The 21753-nt window shown below is 72.6% G+C and carries 26 protein-coding genes; 5 read left to right on the top strand and 21 right to left on the bottom strand.

Going from position 1 to position 21753, the window contains the following annotated elements; genetic code table 11:
• Positions 1-118 precede the first annotated feature (118 nt).
• The 3 genes from ACZ6BB_RS02870 (at position 119) to ACZ6BB_RS02860 (ending at position 2760) form a co-directional block, all read left to right on the top strand.
• Positions 119-1612, top strand: coding sequence for a phosphatase PAP2 family protein (locus ACZ6BB_RS02870; protein ID WP_471613540.1), 1494 nt, complete (start codon positions 119-121; stop codon positions 1610-1612).
• A gap of 112 nt (positions 1613-1724) precedes the next feature.
• Positions 1725-2546 carry a class I SAM-dependent methyltransferase gene (locus tag ACZ6BB_RS02865; protein ID WP_471613539.1) on the top strand — a complete coding sequence of 274 codons (822 nt, stop codon included), beginning with the start codon at positions 1725-1727 and terminating at the stop codon, positions 2544-2546.
• A gap of 43 nt (positions 2547-2589) precedes the next feature.
• Positions 2590-2760 carry a hypothetical protein gene (locus ACZ6BB_RS02860; RefSeq protein ID WP_005482372.1) on the top strand — a complete coding sequence of 57 codons (171 nt, stop codon included), beginning with the start codon at positions 2590-2592 and terminating at the stop codon, positions 2758-2760.
• Positions 2761-2779: 19 nt separating this feature from the next.
• Here ACZ6BB_RS02860 and ACZ6BB_RS02855 read toward each other — a convergent pair whose 3' ends face one another.
• From ACZ6BB_RS02855 to ACZ6BB_RS02795, 13 genes are all read right to left on the bottom strand, one after another.
• Positions 2780-3061, bottom strand: coding sequence for a gas vesicle protein K (locus ACZ6BB_RS02855; RefSeq protein WP_033529790.1), 282 nt, complete (start codon positions 3059-3061; stop codon positions 2780-2782).
• Positions 3058-3246, bottom strand: a complete 189-nt coding sequence (locus tag ACZ6BB_RS02850) for a gas vesicle protein (RefSeq protein WP_059082263.1) — start codon at positions 3244-3246, stop codon at positions 3058-3060. Before ACZ6BB_RS02850 ends, ACZ6BB_RS02855 begins: the two co-directional genes overlap by 4 nt.
• Positions 3243-4028 (bottom strand): GvpL/GvpF family gas vesicle protein, encoded by a 786-nt coding sequence (locus tag ACZ6BB_RS02845; RefSeq protein ID WP_471613538.1) that lies wholly within the window; start codon positions 4026-4028, stop codon positions 3243-3245. Before ACZ6BB_RS02845 ends, ACZ6BB_RS02850 begins: the two co-directional genes overlap by 4 nt.
• Positions 4025-4393, bottom strand: a complete 369-nt coding sequence (locus ACZ6BB_RS02840) for a gas vesicle protein (protein WP_012999589.1) — start codon at positions 4391-4393, stop codon at positions 4025-4027. Before ACZ6BB_RS02840 ends, ACZ6BB_RS02845 begins: the two co-directional genes overlap by 4 nt.
• The gene (locus tag ACZ6BB_RS02835; RefSeq protein ID WP_471613537.1) at positions 4390-5643 is read right to left on the bottom strand and encodes an SRPBCC family protein; all 1254 of its coding nucleotides are present in this window, start codon (positions 5641-5643) and stop codon (positions 4390-4392) included. The genes ACZ6BB_RS02840 and ACZ6BB_RS02835 overlap by 4 nt, the downstream gene beginning before the upstream one ends.
• A complete protein-coding gene (locus ACZ6BB_RS02830; RefSeq protein ID WP_471613536.1) occupies positions 5636-6244 on the bottom strand; it encodes a DNA primase in 609 nt (202 codons plus the stop codon). Before ACZ6BB_RS02830 ends, ACZ6BB_RS02835 begins: the two co-directional genes overlap by 8 nt.
• Positions 6241-6504, bottom strand: coding sequence for a gas vesicle protein GvpG (locus ACZ6BB_RS02825; RefSeq protein ID WP_471613535.1), 264 nt, complete (start codon positions 6502-6504; stop codon positions 6241-6243). Before ACZ6BB_RS02825 ends, ACZ6BB_RS02830 begins: the two co-directional genes overlap by 4 nt.
• A 66-nt stretch (positions 6505-6570) precedes the next feature.
• Positions 6571-7320, bottom strand: a complete 750-nt coding sequence (locus ACZ6BB_RS02820; RefSeq protein WP_471613534.1) for a GvpL/GvpF family gas vesicle protein — start codon at positions 7318-7320, stop codon at positions 6571-6573.
• A complete protein-coding gene (locus ACZ6BB_RS02815) occupies positions 7317-7742 on the bottom strand; it encodes a gas vesicle structural protein GvpA (RefSeq protein ID WP_471613533.1) in 426 nt (141 codons plus the stop codon). Before ACZ6BB_RS02815 ends, ACZ6BB_RS02820 begins: the two co-directional genes overlap by 4 nt.
• A gap of 59 nt (positions 7743-7801) precedes the next feature.
• Positions 7802-8215 (bottom strand): gas vesicle protein GvpO, encoded by a 414-nt coding sequence (locus tag ACZ6BB_RS02810; protein WP_471613532.1) that lies wholly within the window; start codon positions 8213-8215, stop codon positions 7802-7804.
• Positions 8216-8292: 77 nt separating this feature from the next.
• Positions 8293-9228 (bottom strand): non-homologous end-joining DNA ligase, encoded by a 936-nt coding sequence (gene ligD / locus ACZ6BB_RS02805; protein ID WP_471613531.1) that lies wholly within the window; start codon positions 9226-9228, stop codon positions 8293-8295.
• A gap of 28 nt (positions 9229-9256) precedes the next feature.
• Positions 9257-11104 (bottom strand): transketolase, encoded by a 1848-nt coding sequence (locus ACZ6BB_RS02800; protein WP_471613530.1) that lies wholly within the window; start codon positions 11102-11104, stop codon positions 9257-9259.
• Positions 11101-12477: an NAD(P)/FAD-dependent oxidoreductase gene (locus tag ACZ6BB_RS02795; protein ID WP_471613529.1), complete on the bottom strand. Its 1377-nt coding sequence runs from the start codon at positions 12475-12477 to the stop codon at positions 11101-11103. The genes ACZ6BB_RS02800 and ACZ6BB_RS02795 overlap by 4 nt, the downstream gene beginning before the upstream one ends.
• 229 nt (positions 12478-12706) lie before the next feature.
• Here ACZ6BB_RS02795 and ACZ6BB_RS02790 point away from each other — a divergent pair, with 229 nt between their 5' ends.
• Entirely contained in the window at positions 12707-13669 is a 963-nt protein-coding gene (locus ACZ6BB_RS02790) for an LLM class F420-dependent oxidoreductase (RefSeq protein ID WP_471613528.1), read from the top strand.
• An 18-nt stretch (positions 13670-13687) separates the two neighbouring features.
• On the opposite strand, the gene ACZ6BB_RS02785 is transcribed toward ACZ6BB_RS02790, so the two are convergent.
• Positions 13688-14215, bottom strand: a complete 528-nt coding sequence (locus ACZ6BB_RS02785) for a phage holin family protein (RefSeq protein ID WP_471613527.1) — start codon at positions 14213-14215, stop codon at positions 13688-13690.
• A 245-nt stretch (positions 14216-14460) separates the two neighbouring features.
• Between ACZ6BB_RS02785 and ACZ6BB_RS02780 the strand changes: the two genes are divergently transcribed.
• Positions 14461-14823, top strand: coding sequence for a VOC family protein (locus ACZ6BB_RS02780; RefSeq protein WP_471613526.1), 363 nt, complete (start codon positions 14461-14463; stop codon positions 14821-14823).
• On the opposite strand, the gene ACZ6BB_RS02775 is transcribed toward ACZ6BB_RS02780, so the two are convergent.
• From ACZ6BB_RS02775 to ACZ6BB_RS02745, 7 genes are all read right to left on the bottom strand, one after another.
• A complete protein-coding gene (locus ACZ6BB_RS02775) occupies positions 14820-15392 on the bottom strand; it encodes a GNAT family N-acetyltransferase (RefSeq protein WP_471614105.1) in 573 nt (190 codons plus the stop codon). The two genes, ACZ6BB_RS02780 and ACZ6BB_RS02775, sit on opposite strands and share 4 nt — an antisense overlap.
• A 53-nt stretch (positions 15393-15445) precedes the next feature.
• Entirely contained in the window at positions 15446-15694 is a 249-nt protein-coding gene (locus tag ACZ6BB_RS02770) for a lipopolysaccharide assembly protein LapA domain-containing protein (RefSeq protein WP_471613525.1), read from the bottom strand.
• Between the two features lie 71 nt (positions 15695-15765).
• Positions 15766-16695 (bottom strand): S66 peptidase family protein, encoded by a 930-nt coding sequence (locus ACZ6BB_RS02765; protein WP_471613524.1) that lies wholly within the window; start codon positions 16693-16695, stop codon positions 15766-15768.
• Positions 16692-18674 carry a S9 family peptidase gene (locus ACZ6BB_RS02760; protein WP_471613523.1) on the bottom strand — a complete coding sequence of 661 codons (1983 nt, stop codon included), beginning with the start codon at positions 18672-18674 and terminating at the stop codon, positions 16692-16694. The genes ACZ6BB_RS02765 and ACZ6BB_RS02760 overlap by 4 nt, the downstream gene beginning before the upstream one ends.
• A gap of 27 nt (positions 18675-18701) precedes the next feature.
• Positions 18702-20051 carry a M20/M25/M40 family metallo-hydrolase gene (locus ACZ6BB_RS02755; protein WP_471613522.1) on the bottom strand — a complete coding sequence of 450 codons (1350 nt, stop codon included), beginning with the start codon at positions 20049-20051 and terminating at the stop codon, positions 18702-18704.
• Positions 20044-20877 (bottom strand): M55 family metallopeptidase, encoded by an 834-nt coding sequence (locus ACZ6BB_RS02750; RefSeq protein WP_471613521.1) that lies wholly within the window; start codon positions 20875-20877, stop codon positions 20044-20046. The genes ACZ6BB_RS02755 and ACZ6BB_RS02750 overlap by 8 nt, the downstream gene beginning before the upstream one ends.
• A gap of 112 nt (positions 20878-20989) precedes the next feature.
• The gene (locus tag ACZ6BB_RS02745; RefSeq protein WP_471613520.1) at positions 20990-21715 is read right to left on the bottom strand and encodes a class I SAM-dependent methyltransferase; all 726 of its coding nucleotides are present in this window, start codon (positions 21713-21715) and stop codon (positions 20990-20992) included.
• Between the last annotated feature and the right edge of the window lie 38 nt (positions 21716-21753).

The following is a 21753-nucleotide window of genomic DNA, read 5'->3' as shown; positions in this document are numbered from 1 at the left end:
ATCCATTTCCCGGGCACGCCCGTCCCACCGGCGCCGCGGGGCCCCGGGCGGCCCGCGTCCCGCCGCCGATCCCGACCCCGCCCGACACGCTTCGGGCCGCATGGGGTACCCGTGGACCATGACCCCAGACGTCGACCTCACCGTCCGCCCGCCGGGCCACCACATCCTCCGGGACCGTTTCCTCGCCGCGGACAGCCGCCTGTTCGACGCGGTGGCGACCCGCGACTGGCCGGGCGCGCACCCCCTCCTGCCGAAGCTGAGCCGCGCCGCGAACCACGGGGTGCTGTGGTTCGCGACGGCGGCGGCGATCGCGGCGACCCGCAGCCCGCGCGCCCGCAGGGCGGCCGTCCGGGGCGTGGCCTCGCTCGCCCTCGCCTCGGCGACGATCAACACGCTCGGCAAGCGGACCGTCCGCCGTCCCCGCCCGGTGCTGGACAACGTCCCGCTGACCCGGCAGCTGAAGCGGCAGCCGATCACCACGTCGTTCCCCTCGGGCCACTCCGCCTCCGCCGCAGCCTTCGCGGCCGGCGTCGCCCTGGAGTCGCGGCGCTGGGGCGCGGCGGTGGCGCCGCTGGCGACTGCCGTGGCGCTGTCGCGCGTGTACACGGGCGTGCACTTCCCGAGCGACGTCCTGGTGGGCGCTGCGCTGGGCGTGGGCGCCGCCTACGCCGTACGGGGCCTGGTGCCGACCCGCGACCAGCTCCCGCCGCCCGGCCGTCCGTACGTGGACGCGCCCGCGCTGCCGGACGGGGACGGCCTGGTCGTGGTCGCCAACCGTGCCTCGGGGACGTCGGACCGGGTGCGGGCCCTGCGGGACGTGCTCCCGGGCGCCGAGACCGTGGAGTGCGAACCGCAGGACGTGCGGGCCGAGCTGGAGAAGGCCGCCACCCACGCGCGCGTGCTGGGCGTGTGCGGCGGCGACGGCACGGTGAACGCCGCCGCCGAGGTGGCCCTGCGCCAGGGCCTCCCCCTCGCCGTGCTCCCGGGCGGCACGCTCAACCACTTCGCGTCCGACCTGGGTGTGGAGGACGTGCGCGACCTGGGCCGCGCGGTGCGCCAGGGCGAGGCCGTCCGGGTGGACCTCGGGCACTTCAGGAGCGGTGACACCGAGGGCCACTTCGTCAACACGTTCAGCCTGGGCGTCTACCCCGAGCTGGTGCGGGAGCGCGAACGCTGGGAGAAGGCGGTCGGCGGCTGGCCGGCGGGGGTGATCGCGGCCCTGCGGGTCCTGCGGGCCGACCGTCATCCGCTCCAGGCCACCTTCGAAGGCAGGCCGCGCCCGATCTGGCTGCTGTTCGCGGGCAACGGCACCTACCACCGGCTCGGCCTCGCGCCGGCCCGGCGTTTCGACCTGGCCGACGGGCTGCTGGACGTCCGGGTCGTGCACGGCGGCCGCCGCCCGGCCCTGCGGCTGCTGGCGGCGGCCCTCGCGGGCCCGCTGACCCGCACCCCGGCCCACGCGGCGGTCCGTGTACGTCGGCTGCGGGTGGAGGGCATCGCGCCGGGCACCCTCCTCGCGTACGACGGTGAAGTGGCCGAGGCGCAAGGGGACCTGACGCTCCGGAAGCTCCCGGAGGCGCTGACGGTCTACCGGCCGGTGCCGATGCACTGAGCCACTCGGGCGCGTCCACAATTCAAGACGGCGGTCTCATCATTCGGCTGGGTCCCGTACCGTTCGAGCACGAACTCGCGGACCTCACGGACCTCGCGGAAGGGGAACGGCCATGTCGAAGGCACGGGAGACCGCCGTCTACACGCACGGACACCATGAGTCGGTACTGCGCTCGCACACCTGGCGGACGGCCGCCAACTCGGCGGCCTATCTCCTCGGTTCGCTGAAACCGGACATGAAGGTCCTGGACATCGGCTGCGGCCCGGGCACCATCACCGCGGACCTGGCCGCCCTGGTCCCGGACGGTCACGTCACCGGCGTCGACCACGCGCCCGGCATCCTGGAGCAGGCCCGCGCCACGGCCGCCGGACGCGGCCTCGACAACGTGGACTTCGCGGTCGCGGACGTCCACGCACTGGACCACCCGGACGACACCTTCTGCGTGGTGCACGCCCACCAGGTGCTCCAGCACGTCGGCGATCCGGTGCAGGCGCTGCGCGAGATGCTCCGGGTGACCAGGCCGGGCGGCCTGATCGCCGTCCGGGACTCCGACTACGCGGCGATGACCTGGTTCCCGGAGTCGCCGGGCATGGACGACTGGCTGGAGCTGTACCGCCGGGTGGCCCGCGCCAACGGCGGCGAGCCCGACGCGGGACGCCGGCTGAAGTCCTGGGCGCTGCGCGCCGGACTCACCGACATCACGGCCGGCTCCGCCACCTGGACCTACGCGACGGCGGAGGAACGGGCCTGGTGGAGCGGGCTGTGGGCGGACCGGACGGTCGCCTCCGCGTACGCCGAGCGGGCGACGCAGGGCGGTCACGCCACGACGGAGCAGCTCCGGGCGATCGAGGCGGCCTGGCGGGAGTGGGGGCGGCGGGAGGACGGCTGGTTCGCCGTACTGCACGGAGAAATTCTCTGCCGCAAACCGGCCTGAAAGGGCGCATCACGGAAACCCGGACCAGCAGGAGGTTCGCGACATGGTTCCCATCCTGCTGGTCCTGCTTCTGGTGCTGATTCTCTTCGGTGCCGGATTCGCGGTCGAAGTTCTCTGGTACGTGGCACTGGTCGTCCTGGTGCTGTGGCTCCTCGGATTCCTGGTGCGCGGCACGTCCGCCTCCGGAGGAAGGGGGCGCTGGTACAGGTGGTGACCCACAGGTGACGGTGGGTTCACTCCCGCGGCAGCAGCGGTCCCAGCGGCCCGAGGTCCAGATTGAGGTCCTCGGGCCGCAGGCCGTAGCGCTCGCGCAGCTCGGTCATCCGGTCGTCGAGCAGCATCAGTGTGAGCCCGATGCGCTCCTCCTGGTCCTCCGACAGCTCCCCGGTGTCGAAACGGCGCAGCGCCTGCCGCTCCATGAGCTGACGGAGCAGCTCGACGACGGTCAGGACCAGCTTGACCAGGTCCCTCTCCACCGTGTCGGGCTCCAGTTCGAGGCGGTTGCGGCCGGTCACTCTACGCCTCCCCAGGGTGCGGGAACCTGTTCGTTCACGGAGCTGATCAGCGCGTTCAGGTCGATGCGGACGAGATCGACGTCCGCGATACGCAGGGTGAGGTCGCCGGTGATCACGACTCCGCCCGCGAGCAGCCGGTCGAGGAGATCCACCAGGGCCACCTCACGGCGTTCGATCACGGTCACGGGCCGCCCTCCACGTCCTCCTGGCCGGTGTCGCCCTCTCCACTGAAGGAATAGGCCGCCCACGGGCCGGTGAGTTCCACCCGCAGCCCCGGTTCCTCGCCCTTGGTGCGGTCCACCAGTTCCACGAACTCCTCGGAATGTGCGCGCGGCACCAGATAGGCCGCGTTCAGCACATTGCGTCCCGGAGCGCCGGAGAGCGCGGAGTTCTGCGGGGCGTGCAGCCGGGTGTCCTCGGCGAACTCCGCGAGGGTGCCGTGCAGCGTCCGGGCGAACCGGTCGGCGGTCTCCCACATCTCCTCGTGGGCCCGGTGGCTGCGCCGCCGCTGCCGCAGGTAGTCGCGCCCGCTGGAGACCTTCGCGGGCTCCTGGGGCCGCTCGCGCTCCTCGGACTCCGCGTACACCTTGACGCCCCACTCCACGCGGCCCGCCAGCCGGTCCAGGGTGCGCCGGAAACCCTCCTCGCGGGCCTCCAGCATCACCCGTACACCGCTGTCGTCGCGGAAGACGGTGCCGAGGCGGAGCGGCAGGGGCGTGGTGACGACGGTGAGGGCGTCGATCACGCTCTGGTGGGCACGGGCGGTCTCGGTCAGCCAGTCCAGGTCCTCCAGATGGGCGCGCAGCGGCTGCTCCGCGAAGTCGCTCTCGGGCACCTCGCTGACGACCGCGATCAGGTCGTGGTGGCGCAGTTGCCGGGGCGGCGCCCCCGCGACCCCGGTGAGCTGGGACTGGAGCGCCGCGTCGAAGGGGCGGCAGACGGCGTACACGTAACGCAGTCCGGTCATGTGGGCTCCTCTCTGGCGCGGCCGCTCTCGACGGCCGGCTCCGGCTCCCGCCGGTACCCGCCCTCGTCCAGCTCGGCGAGCCGGGCTCGCAGCTCGGCGTTCTCCCGGGAGAGTTCGTCGCGGCGGGCGTGGGACGACAGCGCCGGGTCGGTCTCCCACCAGTCGATCCCCATCTCCTTGGCCTTGTCCACGGAGGCGACGATCAGGCGCAGCTTGATGGTGAGCAGTTCGATGTCGAGCAGGTTGATGCGGATGTCACCCGCGATCACCAGACCTTTGTCGAGTACACGCTCCAGGATGTCGGCCAGATTGGCACTCCCGCCGCTCTGGCCGTACGGCTCGGGAACCCGGCTGGGGAAGGTCATCGACGGCCCCTGCCCGCTGCGGCCGGTTCCTCGTCCTCATCCTCGTACGGTTCGTCCTCGATGTCCTCCTCGGCGTCGCCCTCGGCCTCGGGAACGTCCTCGTACTCGTCCTCGGGGACCTCCTCCGCGTCCTCCGGCTCGCCCTCCTCGTCCTCCTCGTCGTACTCTGCGGTCTCGTCCGCCTCGTCCGCCTCGTCCGCCTCGTCCGCCTCGTCCGCCTCGTCCGCCTCGTCCGCCTCGTCGAGGTCGCGGGGCTCGTCCTCGTCGCCCTCCGGCTCGTCGTCCGCGTACTCGGCCCCGGGTTCGTCGTCCTCCGGCGCCTCGTCCTCCGGCCGGCCGTCCTGCTCCTCCTCCTGCTCCTCCTCCGCGAGGGCGTCCTCGTGGCTGACGGCGACCTCGCCGTCGCGGATCTCGCCGCGCCAGCCGTCCTCGGCCTCACCCCTGAGGGTGATGAAGCGGGCGAAGTTCTTGAGGTCGAGCCGGACCCGGCGGCCCTGGGCGCGCCAGATGTTGCCGGTCTTCTCGAAGAGGCCCGTCGGGTAGTACTCCACCACCAGCAGGACCCGCGTGAGGTTGTCCGCGAGGGAATGGAAGGTGACGGCGCCCTTCGTGGTGCCCTTGGCGCCCTCCGACGTCCAGGTGATCCGCTGGTCGGGCACCTGTTCGGTGGTGTGGGCCTTCCAGCTCCGGCTGGACCAGAAGATCTTCATCTGCCAGTCGGAGTGCGTGTCGTCGGCCCGGTTGGCACTCTTCACCCCCTTGGCGAAGGTGCTGAAGCTCTGGAACTGGGTCCACTGGTCGTACGCGGTGCGCAACGGCACCCCGACGTCGATGGACTCCATGATCACCGTGGGCTTGCTGCCCGAGCCGCCCTTGCGCTTGCCCTTGCCACCGAAGAGGTTCTTGAGCCCGCCGACCACGTTGTCCTTGGCGCGGCCCGCGCCCATCTCCAGGGCGGTGCGCAGCGGCCCCTTGCCCTCGGCGAGCTTGCGACCGCCCTCGAGGGCGAGCTGGGCGAAGCCGGGGCTGTTGCCCTCCGCGATGTCGTTGAGCTTGCCCGTGGTCTCGCCGAGCTTGCGTCCGGTGCCGACCAGGATCCGCTGGACCTGGGCGGCCAGGTACTCCCGGGCCTCCTCCTTGAGGCGGTCGACGGCCTCGCCGTGGATCACGTCGCCGAGCGGATTGCTCGTCGTCGTGTCCTTCGCGCGGTCAGTCGCATGTCCGTTCGATGCGCCGAGGGTCTCAGTCATCGTCACCGCCTCCCCTCGTGGCCCGCGTGGCCTTGCGCGCGGTCTTCTTCGCCGGGGCCTTGCCGGGCGCCGTCTTCTTCGCCGCCGTCCTCTTGCTCGCGGTCTTCCGCGCCGGAGCGGCGGTCTTCTTCGCGGGAGCCGCCTTCTTCGCGGCCGGCTTCCCCTCGGCCCGGGACTGCGGCTTCTTCGCCGGGCGCCCGCGCGAGGGCTCCTCCTCGGGCTCCTCATCCTCGTACTCGTCCTGGTCGCGGTTTTTCCCGCCGCGTCCCGGCACGTCCGGCGCCACACCGGCGAGCTGGTCGCGCACCTGCGAGGTGCGTCCGTGCAACCGGTCGGCGAGCCCCTCGATCTGCCGCTCGACCAGCGCCCCGGTGGCCGCCTTGCCGACCCCGCGCAGGTCCCCGCGGAGCTGGTCCCCGATCTCCTTGAACTGCGGGTTGTTCAGCAGCTGCCGGGACACCAGGTCCGCGAGGGCACGCGGGCTCAGCTGCATCCGCTTGCCGGCCACCATCGTGCCGACCGCGAACGCGAGTTTCATCTTCTTCGTACGTCCGAGGACGTACCCGGCCCCTACGGCGAGGCCAAGCCCGATTCGATTCATTGTGTCGTCCCGTTGCCGGTTCCTGTGCTTCTCTGAGTGCTGATCTCCAGCCGGTCCAGCAGTTCGTCCTCCAGACGGTCGAACTCCTCCTCGCCGATCTCGCCCGCCTCCAGCCGCTGCTCCAGGCGGGCGAGATCGGCGCGGACGGCCGCCGGGTCGTAGTACTGGCGCTCGGCCTCGGTGAGCACCTGCCGCACCGTCCAGAGGCTGCCGCGCACCGGTGCGAACGGCAGCAGCAGCACCTCGGTGATCAGTCCCATGTACTCGCCTCCTCGGCCGGGGAACGCCGTGCTCCGGCGCGCCGTGAACCTGTGCGGAACGCGTCCTCAGTGCGTGGTCTCGGCGGGTTGCGCGGGCCCCGGTTCGACGAAGCTGTACGGCGGCAGCGGCCCGTTCACGCGCACCTCCAGGTGCGGATGACTCTTGCGGACCTCCTCCACGGCCTCGACGAACCCCGCGGCCGAGTCCCGGGCCACGAGGAACGACAGGTTGGCCAGCCAGCCGGTGGAGTCGGGCCCCGCGCTGACGTCGTCCGCGGCCTGCTCCAGCGCCCGCCGCAGCTCCGCCGCGTCCTCGGCCTCGCGGGCCTGCACCGCGGCGACGACCATCTCGCCGAGCCGCAGCCGGTCCTCGTAGCTTCCGCCGCCCGCCTGCCGGTTGGCCTCGGTCATGGCGCGCAGCTCGGGGTTCTCGCCCATCACGCGGTGCAGCACGGCCTCTTCGTCGTGGCTGGCCTTCACGTTGTACTCGACCTTGCCGTCGAGGGCGTCGAGCCGTTCCCGATAGTGCTTCGCACGTTCGGCCAGGACCGCGGTGACGGACGCGTCGTCCGGTGCGACGCTGCCGAACCGCATGGGCAGCAGAGAGCCGCCCGCACCCGCCTCGCTCAGGACGTTCTGGTGGGCGAGCAGGTCCTTGCGCTTGGGGCGCAGCCCCTCGGGGGCCTCGCTGACGATCGCCGCGAGTTCGCCCTCCTTGAGGACGCGCACCGGGCGCGGGGGGTCGCCCACGCCGCCCATGCCCTCGGGGAGCGCGGGGTGCGAGCCGGCGGTGATGCCGTAGACGTACGTGCTCACTCCTGTTCCTCCCTCTTGCGCGAGCTCGTGGTCTTGCGGGCCCGAGGCCGCGACTCGGTCTGGCTCTCCTCGCGGGACTGCTTGAACGCGTCGGAGATCGTCTCGGCGGCGCCGGACAGCGCGCCCTTGGACTTGCCGCGCGCGCCGGACTCGGTGATCTCACCCACGAGGTCCGGCAGGCCGGGGTCCTTGCGCGGCCCGGCCTCCAGGTCGAGCCGGTTGCACGCCTCGGCGAAGCGCAGATAGGTGTCGACGCTGGCGACGACGACCCGGACGTCGATCTTCAGGATCTCGATGCCGACCAGGGAGACGCGTATGAAGGCGTCGATGACGAGGCCCCTGTCGAGAATGAGTTCCAGGACGTCGTACAGGCCGCTGCTGCCGCCTCCGCCGCCGGACTGCTGTGCCGGTACTACGGTCATGCCGGCCGATCCTCCTTGACTGTGGATCTTGTCTGGGAATGTCTTTGCGGGACAACGGCCTACCGACGGTGCGGATCGGCCCTCCCGCGCTCGTAGCGGCGGACGCGCCGGTAGCCGGTCAGCTCGCCCCGGGGGTCGAGCTCCACGCGATAGCTCGCGAGCAGGCTCATCGTGTCGGGGACCCTGGCGATCTCCAGGACCTCGACCTCCAGCGTCCAGCCGCCCTCGGTCTGCTCGAACGACGACACGGACTCGGGCGCCATGCCGGTCAGCTCCGCGAGCTGGGTCCGCGCATGACGCAGCACCTGCATGGGGCTGGGCCGGTCGTCCGCCGGTTCCCCGGCGTCGTCCGGTTCCTGCTCCTGCTCCTGCGCCGCTTCCGCTTCGTCGGGTGCGTCGGGTTCATCGGGTTCATCGGGTTCTCGTGACTTACGTGAACTCTGTGTTTTTGCTGTGCTGGATGTGTTCGACATGACCACCTCGAACACCGAGTGGCCCCGCGTCCGTTGGCCAAACCTCTCCCGGCCGGCGCGCGTCCTCTCCGCTGGTCTCAGCCGTGCAGCGCAGCGAGCCGCCGCCGGGCCGGCCCCAGTGCCCGTCCCCTGCTCATCGCCCCCGCCCAGGGATTGGTGCGGGCCTGCTCGACGGCGTCCGCGAGGGTCCAGCGGCGGGCGTCGACGGCCGGGTCGGCGAGCTGTTCCCAGGTCAGGGGCATGGCCACAGGCGCGCCGGGCCGGGCACGCACGGTGTAGGGGGCGACAGCGGTCTGGGCGTAGGCATTGCGCTGGATGTCGAGGTAGAGCCGGTCGCCGCGGTCCTTCTTGCGGGCCTCGGTGGTGAGCCGCCCGGGATGGGCGCGGACCAGGGTCTCGGCGACCTCCCCGGCGAAGGCGCGGACCTCGTCGAAGTCCGCGCGGCCGTTCAGCGGTACGACGACGTGGACACCCCTGGAACCGGTGGTCATCGGCACGGACGGCAGCCTCAGCTCGTCCAGCAGCTCCCGTACGAGGACCGCGGCCTCCCGGACCCGGGCGAAGTCGTCGACCGCCGGGTCGAGGTCGAGGACGAGCCGGTCGGGCCGGTGGACGCCGCCGGTCCGGGAGAGCCAGCGGTGCAGGGTGAGACATGCCTGGTCGGCCAGGTAGACGAGAGTGGCCGCGTCCTCGCACACGGGGTGGACGACCGTGCCGCCCTCCTTGGGGACCTCGACGCGCTCGATCCAGTCCGGGTAGTGCTCGGGGGTGTTCTTCTGCATGAACATGGGCCCGTCGACGCCGTCGGGGTGCCGTTCCAGCATCAGCGGGCGCCCGCGCAGATGCGGCAGCATGAAGGGGGCGACGGCCCGGTGGTAGGCGACGAGATCGGCCTTGGTGTACTCCTTGCCGCCGCCGTCGCCGCCGTCCCCGTCGGCGGGGAACAGCACCTTGTCCGGCCGGTGGATCTCGACGGTCCGGCGGCCGACCCGCATCCGGTGTGTGTTCCCCATCGCCGACTCCCTTCCGTGGCCGCGGGGTTCAGGGCGCGATCGCGTGCTCCACCAGCAGCCGCCCGGCCACCGCGATCGCCTCCGCGTCGATGCCCGCCTCGCGCAGCTGCTCCTCGGGGGAGGCCGAGCCCGGCATCGTACGGACGGCGAGGCGCACCAGGCGGGGCACCGGGCGGCCGTCGAGGAACGCGTCGAGAACCGCGTCACCGAGGCCGCCCTCCTCGTGGTGGTCCTCGACGGTGAGGATGCAGCCGGTGCGTTCGGCGGCCTCGCGCAGGGTGCGGCGGTCGACCGGCTTGACCGAGTAGAGGTCGATCACCCGGACCTGGATGCCCTCGGCGTCCAGCGCCTCGGCGGCCTTGAGGGCCTCGTGGACGGTGACCCCGGCGGCGACGACCGTCAGCCGGTCGGTGTCCGAGGCGCGCAGCACCTTGCTGCCGCCGACCGGGAACTCCTCGGTGGGGCTGTAGAGGACGGGCTGGGCGCCCCGGGACGTCCGCAGATAGCGGACGCCTTCGAGCCCGGCCATGGCGGCGGCGAGCCGGGCGGTCTGGTTGGCGTCGCACGGGTACAGGACCGTGGAGTCGTGCACCGCGCGCATCATCGCCAGGTCCTCCAGGCCCATCTGCGAGGGCCCGTCCTGGCCGATGGCGCAGCCCGCGTGGGAGCCGACGAGGTTGAGGCCGGACCCGCTGACCGACGCCATGCGGATGAAGTCGTGGGCCCGGGTGAGGAACGCCGCGAACGTGGAGGCGTACGGCACCCACCCGCGCGCCGCGAGCCCGACCGCGGCGGCCACCAGCTGCTGTTCGGCGATGTAGCACTCGAAGTACCGCTCGGGGTGTTCCTTGGCGAAGTACTCGGCGCGTGTGGAGTCGCCGACCTCGCCGTCCAGGGCGACGATGTCGCCGCGCGCGTCGCCGAGCGCGGCGAGCGCCTGCCCGAAGGCGTCACGGGTTGCGACCTCGTCGCCGGTCTCGAAGCGCGGCAGCTCCAGGTGCCCGGTGCGTACGGCGTGCAGCATGCGGGCGGCGGGCGGCTGCCGGACCTCGACGCGCAGGTCGCTCACGCCGCCGAGTTCCGCGATCGCCTCGTCCGCGTCCGGGAGCGGCTTGCCGTGCAGGCCCTCGCGGTCCTGGACGGCCTCGACTCCCTTGCCCTTGAGGGTGCGGGCGAGGATCACGGTCGGCTGCCCCTTGGTGGACGCGGCCTCGCCGTAGGCGCGGTCGACGGCGTCCACGTCGTGCCCGTCGACCTCGATCGTGTGCCAGCCGAAGGCCGCGAAGCGGCGGGCGTAGGCACCCAGGTCGTGCCCGTGCCGGGTGGGCCCGCGCTGCCCGAGCCGGTTGACGTCGACGATCGCCGTCAGATTGTCCAGATGCTCGTACGCGGCGTGTTCGGCGGCCTCCCACACCGAGCCCTCGGCGAGTTCGCTGTCTCCGCACAGCACCCACACCCGGTAGCCGGTGCGGTCCAGCCGTTTCCCGGCCAGCGCGATGCCGACGCCGACGGGCAGGCCCTGGCCGAGCGAGCCGGTGGCGGTCTCCACCCACGGCAGCCGCCGGGGCGTGGGATGCCCTTCGAGCCTGCTGCCCAGCTTGCGGAACGTCATCAGCTCGGTCTCGCTGATCGCGCCGGCCGCCCGGTACGCGGAGTACAGCAGGGGCGAGGCGTGCCCCTTGGAGAGCACGAAACGGTCGTTCCCGGGGTGCTGCGGGCGTTCGAAGTCGTACCGCAGATGCTTCGCGAGCAGCACCGCCATCAGTTCGGCGGCCGACATCGACGACGTCGGGTGCCCGGATCCGGCCGCGCCGGACGCGCGCACGCTGTCCACCCTCAACTGCTGTGCCAGCTCGCTGAGTCGACGGCTGTTCATGACGCTCCTTCCGAACGTTCGGCGGGTCGGGGCCGGCTCCGCTCACGGTCCGCGTCCGCGCTCGGCGCTCCGGCCGGCATCCTCGCCAGCTCCGGTGACGCCGTGTCCAGGGGGACCGACCAGGACCGTACGAGTCCCAACTGGACGCCCTGGCGGGGCAGTACGGCGTCCAGGAGCCAGTCGGCGGCGACCCGGACGCGGTTGCCGGGCATCGCGGCCAGGTGGTAGCCACGGGTGACGGCACCGGCGGCCACACCGGACAGCGGCACGCCCAGGGGGTTGGCGGCGGCCTTGACACCGCCGAGGTCCACGACGAAGCCCAGGTCGCTGTGGCGGTAGGGCTTCGGCTCGCCCCGGCCGAGGGAGGCGGCGACGTTGAGTCCGGCCACCTTGCCCTGCCGCCAGGCGTGCTGCGCGGTCATCGGGGTGTACTGGCCCGGCTTGGTCAGATCGGGCACGGCGGCCGCGTCGCCGCAGGCGAACACCTCGGGCCTGCCGGGCACCTGGAGCGTGGGTTCCACCAGCAGCCGGCCGCGTTCCATCGGCAGCCCCAGCGACTCGGCGAGCGGATCGGGCCGAACGCCCACGCACCACACCAGGGTGCGTGTGTCCACGAACTCCCCGTCGCTCAGCAGCACTCCGTCCGGGGTCGCCTCCTTCACGGAGGTCTCCGTGCGCACGTCGACGCCCCGCTGCCGCAGCACCTCGTCGGCGGTCCGTGACAGCCTCTCGTCCATCTCGGGCAGCACCCGTTTCGCGATGTCGACCAGCATCCAGCGCGGCCGGACGCCTTCGCGCAGCGGCTGCTGCCGGGCCAGTGCATCGGTGAACATCTGGCCCTGGGCGGCGACCTCGGTGCCGGTGTAGCCGGCGCCGACCACCACGAAGGTGCAGCGCGCGCGGCAGCTCTCGGGGTCCTCGCTGCCGGCCGCCAGCTCCACCTGCCGGGTCACGTGGTCCCGGAGGTACAGCGCCTCGGGGAGTCCCCGGAAGCCGTGGGCGTGCTCGGCGACACCCGGGATCGGCAGCAGCTTGTTCACGCTGCCGGCCGCGAGCACCAGCCGGTCGTAGGTCAGCGTGCCGGTCTCGCCCTCGGGGTCCGTGTACCGCACGGTGCGCGCGTCGAGGTCGATGTCCCCGGCCTCCCCGAGCACCAGGCGCACATGGCGCAGGGTGCCGGTGAGGGAGACGGTCACCCGGCGGGGCTCCAGGACACCGGCGGCGACCTGGGGCAGCAGGGGCAGATACAGGAAGTAGTCGGTCGGGTTGAGCAGGGTGATGTCGGCCTTGTTCCGGGTCAGCCGCGCGAGGGTGCGGGCGGTCCGGTAACCGGCGAAGCCGGCGCCGACGATCACGATGCGGGGTCGGCTCACGGGTTCGCCTCCGGCGGGGTCGCGCATACGGGGTCCTCAGCGTCCTTGAGGCGTATGGGTCGGGTCCTGCGGCGTACGGATCCTGTGGCGTACGGACCTTCCGCGTCCCCCTGGGCAGGGCGCCCAAACCGCCCGGGCCCGGCCCGTCCGTGGGTTTCCGGCCCGGCCCCCGGGTACCCGGACCGCGAACCGACCCCGTCCCGAGCGCACATGTCGCGGAGGTGCCCCCATGCCCGAGTACGGATACTTCTTGGCGACCGAGGAGTTCGGTCCCGTGGAGCTGATCGAGCAGGCGAGGATGGCCGAACAGGCCGGATTCGACTGTCTGTGGATCTCGGACCACTTCCATCCGTGGAACGACGCCCAGGGCCAGAGCCCGTTCGTGTGGTCCGTGATCGGCGCGCTCTCCGAGGCCGTGTCGCTGCCCGTCGAGACGGCGGTGACCTGCCCGACCGTGCGGATCCACCCGGCGATCGTCGCGCAGGCGGCGGCGACCTGCGCGGTGATGACCGAGGGCCGGTTCCGTCTCGGCATCGGCTCGGGCGAAGCGCTCAACGAGCATGTGCTGGGCACCCGTTGGCCTCCGGCGGACGTCCGCCTGGAGATGCTGGAGGAGTCGGTCCAGGTGATGCGGCGGCTGTTCACCGGCGAGGAGGTCACCCATCGCGGCCCCCACTTCACGGTGGAGAACGCCCGCCTCTACACGCTCCCCGACCAGCCCGTCCCGATCGACATCTCCGGCTTCGGCCCCAAGGCCACCGCGCTCGCCGCCCGGGTCGGCGACGGCTTCATCACCATGGGCCCCGACGAGGAGCTGGTCACGCAGTACCGCAAGGGCGGCGGGGGCACGAACCTCGTCAGCGGCGGGACGAAGGTGTGCTGGGGCACCGACCGGGACGCGGCCGTCCGCCGCGTCCGCGGGCTCTGGTCGAGCCAGCTCCTGCCCGGCGAGATGGGCCAGATCCTGCCCACCCCGCGCCACTTCGAGCAGCTGGAGCCCCTGGTCACCGAGCAGATGGTGGGCGAGAACACGGTCTGCGGCGACGACGTGGACGAACACGTCGCCGAGCTGCGGGCGTTCGCCGACGCCGGCTTCGACCGCGTCTACGTCAGCCAGATCGGCCCCGACCAGCAGGGCTTCTTCGACTTCTACCGCACGAAGGTGCTGCCGCGACTGCGGGATGCGGGCTGAGCGTACGCCGGTGCGGGCTCACTCACCCCGCCGGTGCTGGTCCTCGGGGACGACGCCGGTCGGTGCGGGGCCGCCCGTGGCCCCGGCCCCGGTTCCGACGCCGGTTCCGGTTCCGACGCCGGGGGCGACGGGCGGGGCCGGCGGGTAACCGGCCGGACCCTTCCCGCCCGGAGGCGTTCCCGGTGCCGTGCCACCGGGGATCCGGTCACGGTCCGCCCCGGACGCGCCCTCGTGCCCGGCCGTCGGGCCGGGTGCCGAGGGTCGTGCGGCGCCCCGGAGCAGATACGCGGCCGTGCCGAGCAGCCCAGCCGTGATCAGGGCGGCGGCCCAGTCGGGCAGGACCAGCGACAGGGCCAGGCCGACGGCCAACGACAGGGCGGCACCCGCGTACAGGGCGAGCGCCCCGGACGCGGCGTACAGCGCGGCCCTGCGCCGCTGCTTGCGCGTCTGCTGCCGCAGCTCCTCACGGATGGTCTCGCGGGCCACCCGCGCCAACTCGTCGGCCAGGTGCCTGTCCAGGTGTTCCGGACGATCCGAACGGTCCATCGCCGCCGGGTACCCGCTGCCGTCGGCGCGTAACACCGTGTACGGCACGGGGCACGCAGCGCACGGCGCACGCCAAGGTCCCGCTCGGCGTTCCCCGTGTAGGCCCCGGCACGGGGTGCACGGCACACGGCACACGGCGGAGACTCGTTCGGCGTCCTCCGCGTCGGCTCCGTCCCCGTCGCCGTATCGATCGATCCCCGCGTTTCGATCACCGACCCCGGCCGGCCCCAACTAGGCTCGTACGCATGGAGATTCTCGGTACCACGCTCCGCATCTGCGTCGAGGACCTGGAGGCGGCGGTCCCGTTCTACGAGAGACTCTCGGGCGGACCGGCGATGCGTTTCGAACGCGGTGGTGTCCAGGTCGCCGCCGTGGGCTGCTTCCTGCTGATGAGCGGTCCGGAGTCGGAGCTGGAGGTCCTGCGGAAGGTCACCGCCACCCTCGCCGTCGAGGACGTCGACGAGGCCAACCGGATCCTCACCGCCTCCGGCGCCCAGGTGCTGGCCGGCCCGATCCCCACCCCCGTCGGCCGTAATCTCATCGCGGTCCACCCGGACGGCTCTGTCTACGAGTACGCGGACCGCCGGGCTGCGGGTCGACACAGCTAGAGCCTGTCCGGATCCTGGCCCCCGGGACCGGCACCTCGTCCCGGTACCGGTCCCGGTCGTGCCATCTCCACCGTCAGCGCCCATCGCTGGTGGTCCCGCCATGCCCCGTCGATGAAGAGGAAGTCCGGCGAGAACCCCTCCAGCCGGAAGCCGCATCGCCGGGCCAGCGCGATGGAGGCGGCGTTGCCCGGCTGGACGTTGATCTCCAGCCGGTGGAGCCCCATGAAATCGAACGCATAGTCGACGACCAGTCCGAGTCCCTCGCTCATGAGCCCCCGCCCGGCGGCATGCGCGAAGGCCCCGTAGCCGAGGGCGCCACTGCGGAAGCCGCCCTCCACGATGTTGTTGATGTTGATGAACCCGGCGATCGCTCCGCCGTCCCTCTCGCACACCAGGAACCCGGCCTTCGTCGGATCCCCGGTGAGCCGCCCCGCGTAGGCGGCGTACGCGGCGGGCGTGGCCGGGGGAAACAGCCACGGGTGGTGCAGGTCCCTGCTCTCCCGCACCCGCGCGGTGAACTCCGAGCCGTCCTCGGACGTGAAGTGCCGGATCCCGACGCGGGATCCCATGATGAGGTGACGAACATGTCCGGACACCCCGCCACGGTACGTCGGGCCGGGTGTCACCTGCGCCGTCTCATGAAGAACGCTCCGCACACCGCCCCGACCAGGCCCGTCCCCAGCAGCGCCAGCCACAGCGGCATGGCGACCTCGGTGACCAGCAGCTGGATCTCGGTGCTCTGCGTGTTCTGGAAGATGAAGACGAGCGCGAGGGCCGCGAGCAGACCCACGAGGACCCTGCCGGGTGTCAGCAGGTCGCCCCACCGCTTGCGCCGGTGCGTCCCCACCCGTTCCGATGTCTTGGGGCTCATGCCTCCAGGATGACGCGGGTCACCGGGACCCGCCCGGTGGGAGGTCCCGGCGGAGGGTGCGACGCCCGCGGTCAGACCAACGCCGGTTCGTCCAGCGTTAGGGTCCCCGCCTCCGTGTCCAGCTCCGCCGTCACCCCGAAGGGGATCGTCAGCGCCCCCTCCCCGTGCCCGAACCCGAACTCCTCGACCACCGGCACCCCGAGCCCGCCGATCCGGTCCACGAGCAGTGCCCGCACCTTCTCGTACGGTTCGCACTCCGCCCAGGAGCCGAGGACGACGCCGGCGACGCCGTCGAGCCAGCCCGCGCGCAGGAGCTGGGTGAGGTAGCGGTCCAGGCGGTAGTTCTCCTCGCCGACGTCCTCCAGGCAGAGGAGGGCGCCCCGGGCGGAGGGGCGTGCGTGCGGGTTGCCGAGCTCGGCGGCGAGCAGGCAGAGACAGCCGCCCAGGAGGACGCCCCGTGCCCGGCCGGGTACCAGGGCGGTGCTCCCCTCGGCGGCCCGGATCGTGCGGACCGTCTCGGGGGCGAACAGGGTGGCGCGCAGATGGTCCTGGGCCCGGGTGTTCTTGATGAAGTCCACGCCCGCCGCCATGGGGCCGTGCAGCGTGACCACTCCCGCGCGGGTGGCGAACGCCTCGTGGAGGGCCGTGATGTCGCTGAACCCCACGAGGGCCTTGGGGCCCGCCGCGCGGATGGCGTCCCAGTCGAGCAGGTCGATCACGCGCTGGACGCCGTAGCCGCCGCGGGCGCAGAGCACGGCGGACACGGACGGGTCGCACCAGGCGGCCTGGAGGTCGGCGGCCCGGTCGGCGTCCTCACCGGCGAGGTAGGGGAAGCCGGGGTGCCGGTCGAGCGTGTGCGGGGCGACGACGGGGTCGAGGTCCCAGCCGCGGAGAATGTCCAGCCCGGCGCTGAGCCGCTCCTCGGCCACCGGCCCGCTGGGGGCGACGACGGCCACACGGGCACCGGGAGCGAGACGGGCGGGCCTGGTCAGTGGTGTCACTTGGTGAGCTCCAGAGTAGGGATTCCCGGAGGATTCAACCCGAAGACCTGCGCGTACAGCGAAAGCTCCGCCTCCAGGACCCGCACCGTCGTCTCCGCCCGCCGGAAGCCGTGCCCCTCCCCCTCGAAGGCGATGTAGGCGTGCGGCACCCGCCGCTCCTGCATCCTGGCCAGGAACCGCTCGCACTGCGCGGGCGGGCAGATCACGTCGTCGAGGCCCTGGAGCAGCAGGAACGGCGCGGTGATCCGGTCGGCGTGCTCGCTCGGCGACCGCTCCACGTACCGCATCGGCTCCTCCGCGAGCGGTCCCACCAGGCTCTCCAGGTACTGCGACTCGAAGTCGTGGGTCTCCCCCGACGCCCAGGTCGCGAGGTCGAGGACGGGGTACAGGATCGTTGCGCACGCGTAGACGTCGGTCGTGGTGAGGGAGACGGCGGCGGTCCAGCCACCGGCGCTGGCGCCCCTGACGGCGAGCCTGGTCCGGTCGGCGGTGCCCTCGTCGGCGAGGGCGAGCGCCACCGCCGCGCAGTCCTCGACGTCCACGACCCCCCACTGTTCGCGCAGCCGGTTGCGGTACTCCCGGCCGTACCCGGTCGACCCGCCGTAGTTGACCTCGGCCACCCCGATGCCGCGGGAGGTGAAGTAGGCGATCGCCAGGTCGAGGACCAGGGGTGCCCGGCTGGTGGGCCCGCCGTGCGCCCAGATCACGTACGGCGGCAGTTCGGTGCTGAAGGCGACGCAGCCGGGGTGGTGCGGCGGATAGACGTGCGCGTGGATCTCGCGTCCGGCGGGGCCGAGGAAGGAACGGATCTGGGGTTCGGGGTAGTAGGCGGGGTCGACCGGGTCGTCGTGCGCGGCCCCGATCACGCGGGCGTCGCCGGTGGCCGCGTCCAGCTCGACCACCTCGTAGGCGCTGCGGGGGCTGGCCCCGATGCCGATGACACGGCTGCCGTGCACGGCGAGCGACGGTGCGAACTCGGTCCACGGCCCGGCGGCGTCGACGACCTGGCCGGTGTCCAGGTCGAGGATGCCGAGCGCGGTGGCACCCCGCCCGTGCACCACGGCGGCCAGCCCGTCGTCCAGCAGCGCGAACCAGCGCCAGCCGATCTTCCACAGCGGCCCGCCGAACTCCTCCTCCCGCGCGCACAGAGCCGTGCGGTCACCGCTGTCGGGGTCGAGCCGGTAGAGGTTCCAGTAGCCGGTGGTGTCGCTGGAGTGGATCAGGGTTCCGTCGGCCGCCCACTCGGCCTGGGCGACCGATTCCTCAGGGCCGCCCGCGACGGTCCGGGGCTCGCCCAGCAGACCGTCCTCCGTCACCTCGGCGACCAGCAGCGAGGTGCCGTCCCACGGCATGCCCGGGTGGTCCCAGGCCAGCCATGCGGCGCGGCGGCCGTCGGGCGAGAGGCGAGGGCCGGTGACGAACCGCCGGGTGTCGTCGGTGAGTTCGCGTACGGCGTGCCGGTCCTCGGCCGCCGAGCCGTCGAGCGGCACCGCGGCGACGACCCGCCGGACGTCGGTGGGTCCGTCCCCGGTGAACTCCTCCAGGACGCACCACACCTCGTTCCGTTCCGGGTGCGGCCGCGGGTCCGCCCAGCGCAGACCGCCGCCCACCGGCGACACCGGGGTGAGCGGAACGGGCTCGCCGCCCGGTTCGAACCCGTAGAGGCGCTGGTCGGCGTGGTTCACGAAGACCACGAGGGGGCCGGTGTCCCGCATGACGCCGGCCCAGGGCAGGCCGCCGTACTCCATGACCCTGCTGCGCACGTTCCACGGGGCCGGCAGCACCGACTCCTCCGTGCCGTCGGCCGTGCGCCTGACCAGGGTGCGCCGGCCGCCCTCGGCGGGCCGGGGCTCGGTCCACCAGGGCTCGTCGCCGACGAAGCCCACGAACTCGGGTTGCCCGTCGTGCGCCGCGGCGAGCGCCGCGTCGATCGGCGAGGGCCACGCACCGTACGCCAGGGCCTGCATCCTGTCCCCCATCTCCCACGGTCCCCCGTGTGCCATCGCTCAGGCCGTCCGCAGGAAGCGGTCGAGCACGCGGACGCCGAAATGGAGCGCCTCGACCGGGACGCGCTCGTCCACCCCGTGGAACATCGCGGCGTAGTCGAAGCCCTCGGGCAGCTTCAGCGGTGAGAAGCCGTAGCCCGTGATGCCGAGCCGCGAGAACTGCTTGGCGTCGGTGCCGCCCGGCATGCAGTACGGCACCACGTGCCCCTCGGGTGCGAACTCCTCGACGGCGGCCCGCATCCGCGCGTACGTCACCGAGTCCACCGGCGCCTGGAGGGCAACTTCCCGGTGTTCGTACTCCCAATCCACGTCCGGGCCGGTGAGCAGGTCGAGGGTCTCCCGGAACTCGTCCTCGCCGCCGGGGAGGAACCGCCCGTCGACGCGGGCGACGGCCTCCCCCGGGATCACATTGATCTTGTAACCGGCGTCCAGCATCGTCGGGTTGGCGCTGTTCCGCACGGTCGCGTCGACCAGGGCGGCGGCCGGGCCGAGCTTGTCGAGGAGCCGGTCGACCCCGCCGGGGTGGTCGAGGTCGGCGTCGACGCCGTACAGCGTGGCGAGAGCGGTGAGGGCCGCGCGGACGGTCGGGGTGAGCCGCAGCGGCCACTCGTGCGCGCCGATCCGGGCGATCGCGGCCGCCAGCCGGGTCACCGCGTTGCTCCGGTTCACCTTGGAGCCGTGGCCGGCCCGGCCGTGCGCGGTGAGCTTCAGCCAGCCGGTGCCGCGCTCCCCGGCCGCGATCGGGTAGATCCTGCGGCCCGCGCCGTCGTGGAAGGTGAACGCACCCGACTCGCTGATGCCCTCGGTGCAGCCCTCGAAGAGACCGGGGTGCGCGTCGGCGAGGAAGCCGGAGCCGTCCGCGGCGCTCGCCTCCTCGTCGGCGGTGAACGCGATGACGATGTCCCTGCGGGGCCGCACGCCCGTGCGCGCCCAGTGCCGGACGACCGCGAGGATCATCGCGTCCATGTTCTTCATGTCGACCGCGCCCCGGCCCCACACCACCCCGTCGCGGACCTCCCCGGAGAACGGGTGCACGGTCCAGTCCGTCGCCTGCGCGGGCACCACGTCCAGGTGACCGTGGACGAGCAGCGCGTCCGCCGACGGGTCGGTGCCCTCGATCCGTGTCACCACGTTGGTCCGGCCCTCGGTGCGCTCCAGCAGGGTGGGCTCGGGGCCGGTCTCGGCCAGCAGCGCGGCGGCGTACTCGGCGGCGGGCCGCTCTCTGCAGTCCCCGCCGCCGCGGTTGGTGGTGTCGATGCGGATGAGGTCGGAGGTGAACCGGACGACCTCGTCCAGCGCCTGCCGCTCCGAGGACTCCGCCGCCTCCGGGAGCCGTGCCGGCTCAGCCATATGTCTCCTCCACCGCGGCCGAGACGATCGTGGTGACCGCCTTGAACGTACGGATTCCCTCGTACATGGTCGGACTGGTGTACGCGATCTTGCGTTCACCGGTACGGGTCACGCCCGGGACGACCGTCGCGGCCATCGCCAGGTGCTCGGCGTCGAACTCCAGCGCCACGGTGAACGGCCCGCCCCTGACCGGTGCGTGCCGCACGGCGAGCGAGGCCGCCTCCTTGGCCGCCGCGCGGATGTCGGCGGCCGTTCTCGCCGGGGTGCGGCACACCGCCGCGTACCGCGACACATGGTCCTTGACCGCCACTTTGAGCGCCTCGGGCGCATACCCCAGGGCGTCCTCGCACGCCACGTCGTCACCGGTCACCAGCACCACCGGTACCCCGTACTCGGCCACGACATGCGCGTTGAGCAGCCCCTCGCTGGCCCGCTCCTCGTTCACCCACACCCCGGTGATCGAGTTGGCCAGGTAGGTGTGGGCGAGGACGCCCTCCATGCCTGCGCCCGCGTGGTAGCCGACGAAGGCGATGCCGTCCACGTCACCGTGCTGCACGCCCTCCACCATGGACAGGGCCTTGTGCCGCCCGGTGAGCATCTGCGCGCGCTCGTCCAGCTCCTCCAGCAGCAGATTGCGCATCGTCCAGTGCGCCTCGTTGATCAGCACCTCGTCGGCACCGCCGTCCAGGAAACCGAGCACGGCGGCGTTCACGTCCGAGGTGAACATCGAACGGCACCGCTCCCACTGCGGTGTCCCCGGCAGGACGTCGGCCGGCCAGGTGACACCGGTGGCGCCCTCCATGTCGGCGCTGATGAGGATCTTCATGGCTCGAAACCGTACGCGTTCGCGCCGATCCGTGGCAGACCTGTGGATAACTCTCACCGTCACGGCCCACGGACGCCCCCGGGAGGGCTCAGGGCCCTCTTCCGGGCCGCTCCTACGCCGTGCGCCCCGCCACGTACCACCTCGACGGCAGTTCGATCCGGGTGCCGTCCGCCGTGTGCTCCGTGGTGATCAGCGGAAGCTCGCCCTCGGCGAGGAGGGTCAGGCCGGCCGCCCGCAGATACCGCGGGACCGCGGCGTCGCCGACCTCGCCCGGGGCGATCCCGTGCCGCAGGACCGGGGCGAGGCGGGCCGGCGGGCCGCCGGGGCCCTGGGCGAGACCCATGAGGACGGGACGGGCGGCCTCGGCGAGTTCGACGAGACAGACCCGGCCCCGCTCGCCCAGCAGCGTGGCCACCGTGTCGACGAGGCGCTGCCGGTCGTCGGGCTCGCACTGGTGGAGCACACCGCGTACGTAGACGTTGGCGTCGCCGAGGTCGGCGTGCAGGGTCTCGGCCTGTGTCCCGTCGGCCGCGTCCATCGAGCGGTACGTGGCCCGGCCGTCGGGGTCGGCGCGGCGGGCCAGGCCGACGGCGGCGGTGGAGAGGTCGACGCCGATCACCCGGGAGAAGCGGTCGGCCAGGTAGCGGGTCTGGGTGCCGTTGCCGCAGCCGAGGTCGACGAGGGGCAGGTCGTGGGCCGTCAGGTGGGGCTCGAACAGGGCGAGATGGACGGCGGCGGTCCGTTCGGGCCCGGCGTCCCAGAAGACCTCTCCCGGTCCGTCGGGGGCCTCCCGCCAGAACCCCTCCCAGGCTTCCCGGTACCGACTCGTCACGCTCATGCCCAACCCCCCGGAAACAGCGTCGTGGCCGCCGCTCC

The sequence above is a fragment of the Streptomyces sp. NPDC041108 genome, from assembly GCF_055592645.1.
This window is presented reverse-complemented; position numbering and strand designations above follow the sequence as displayed.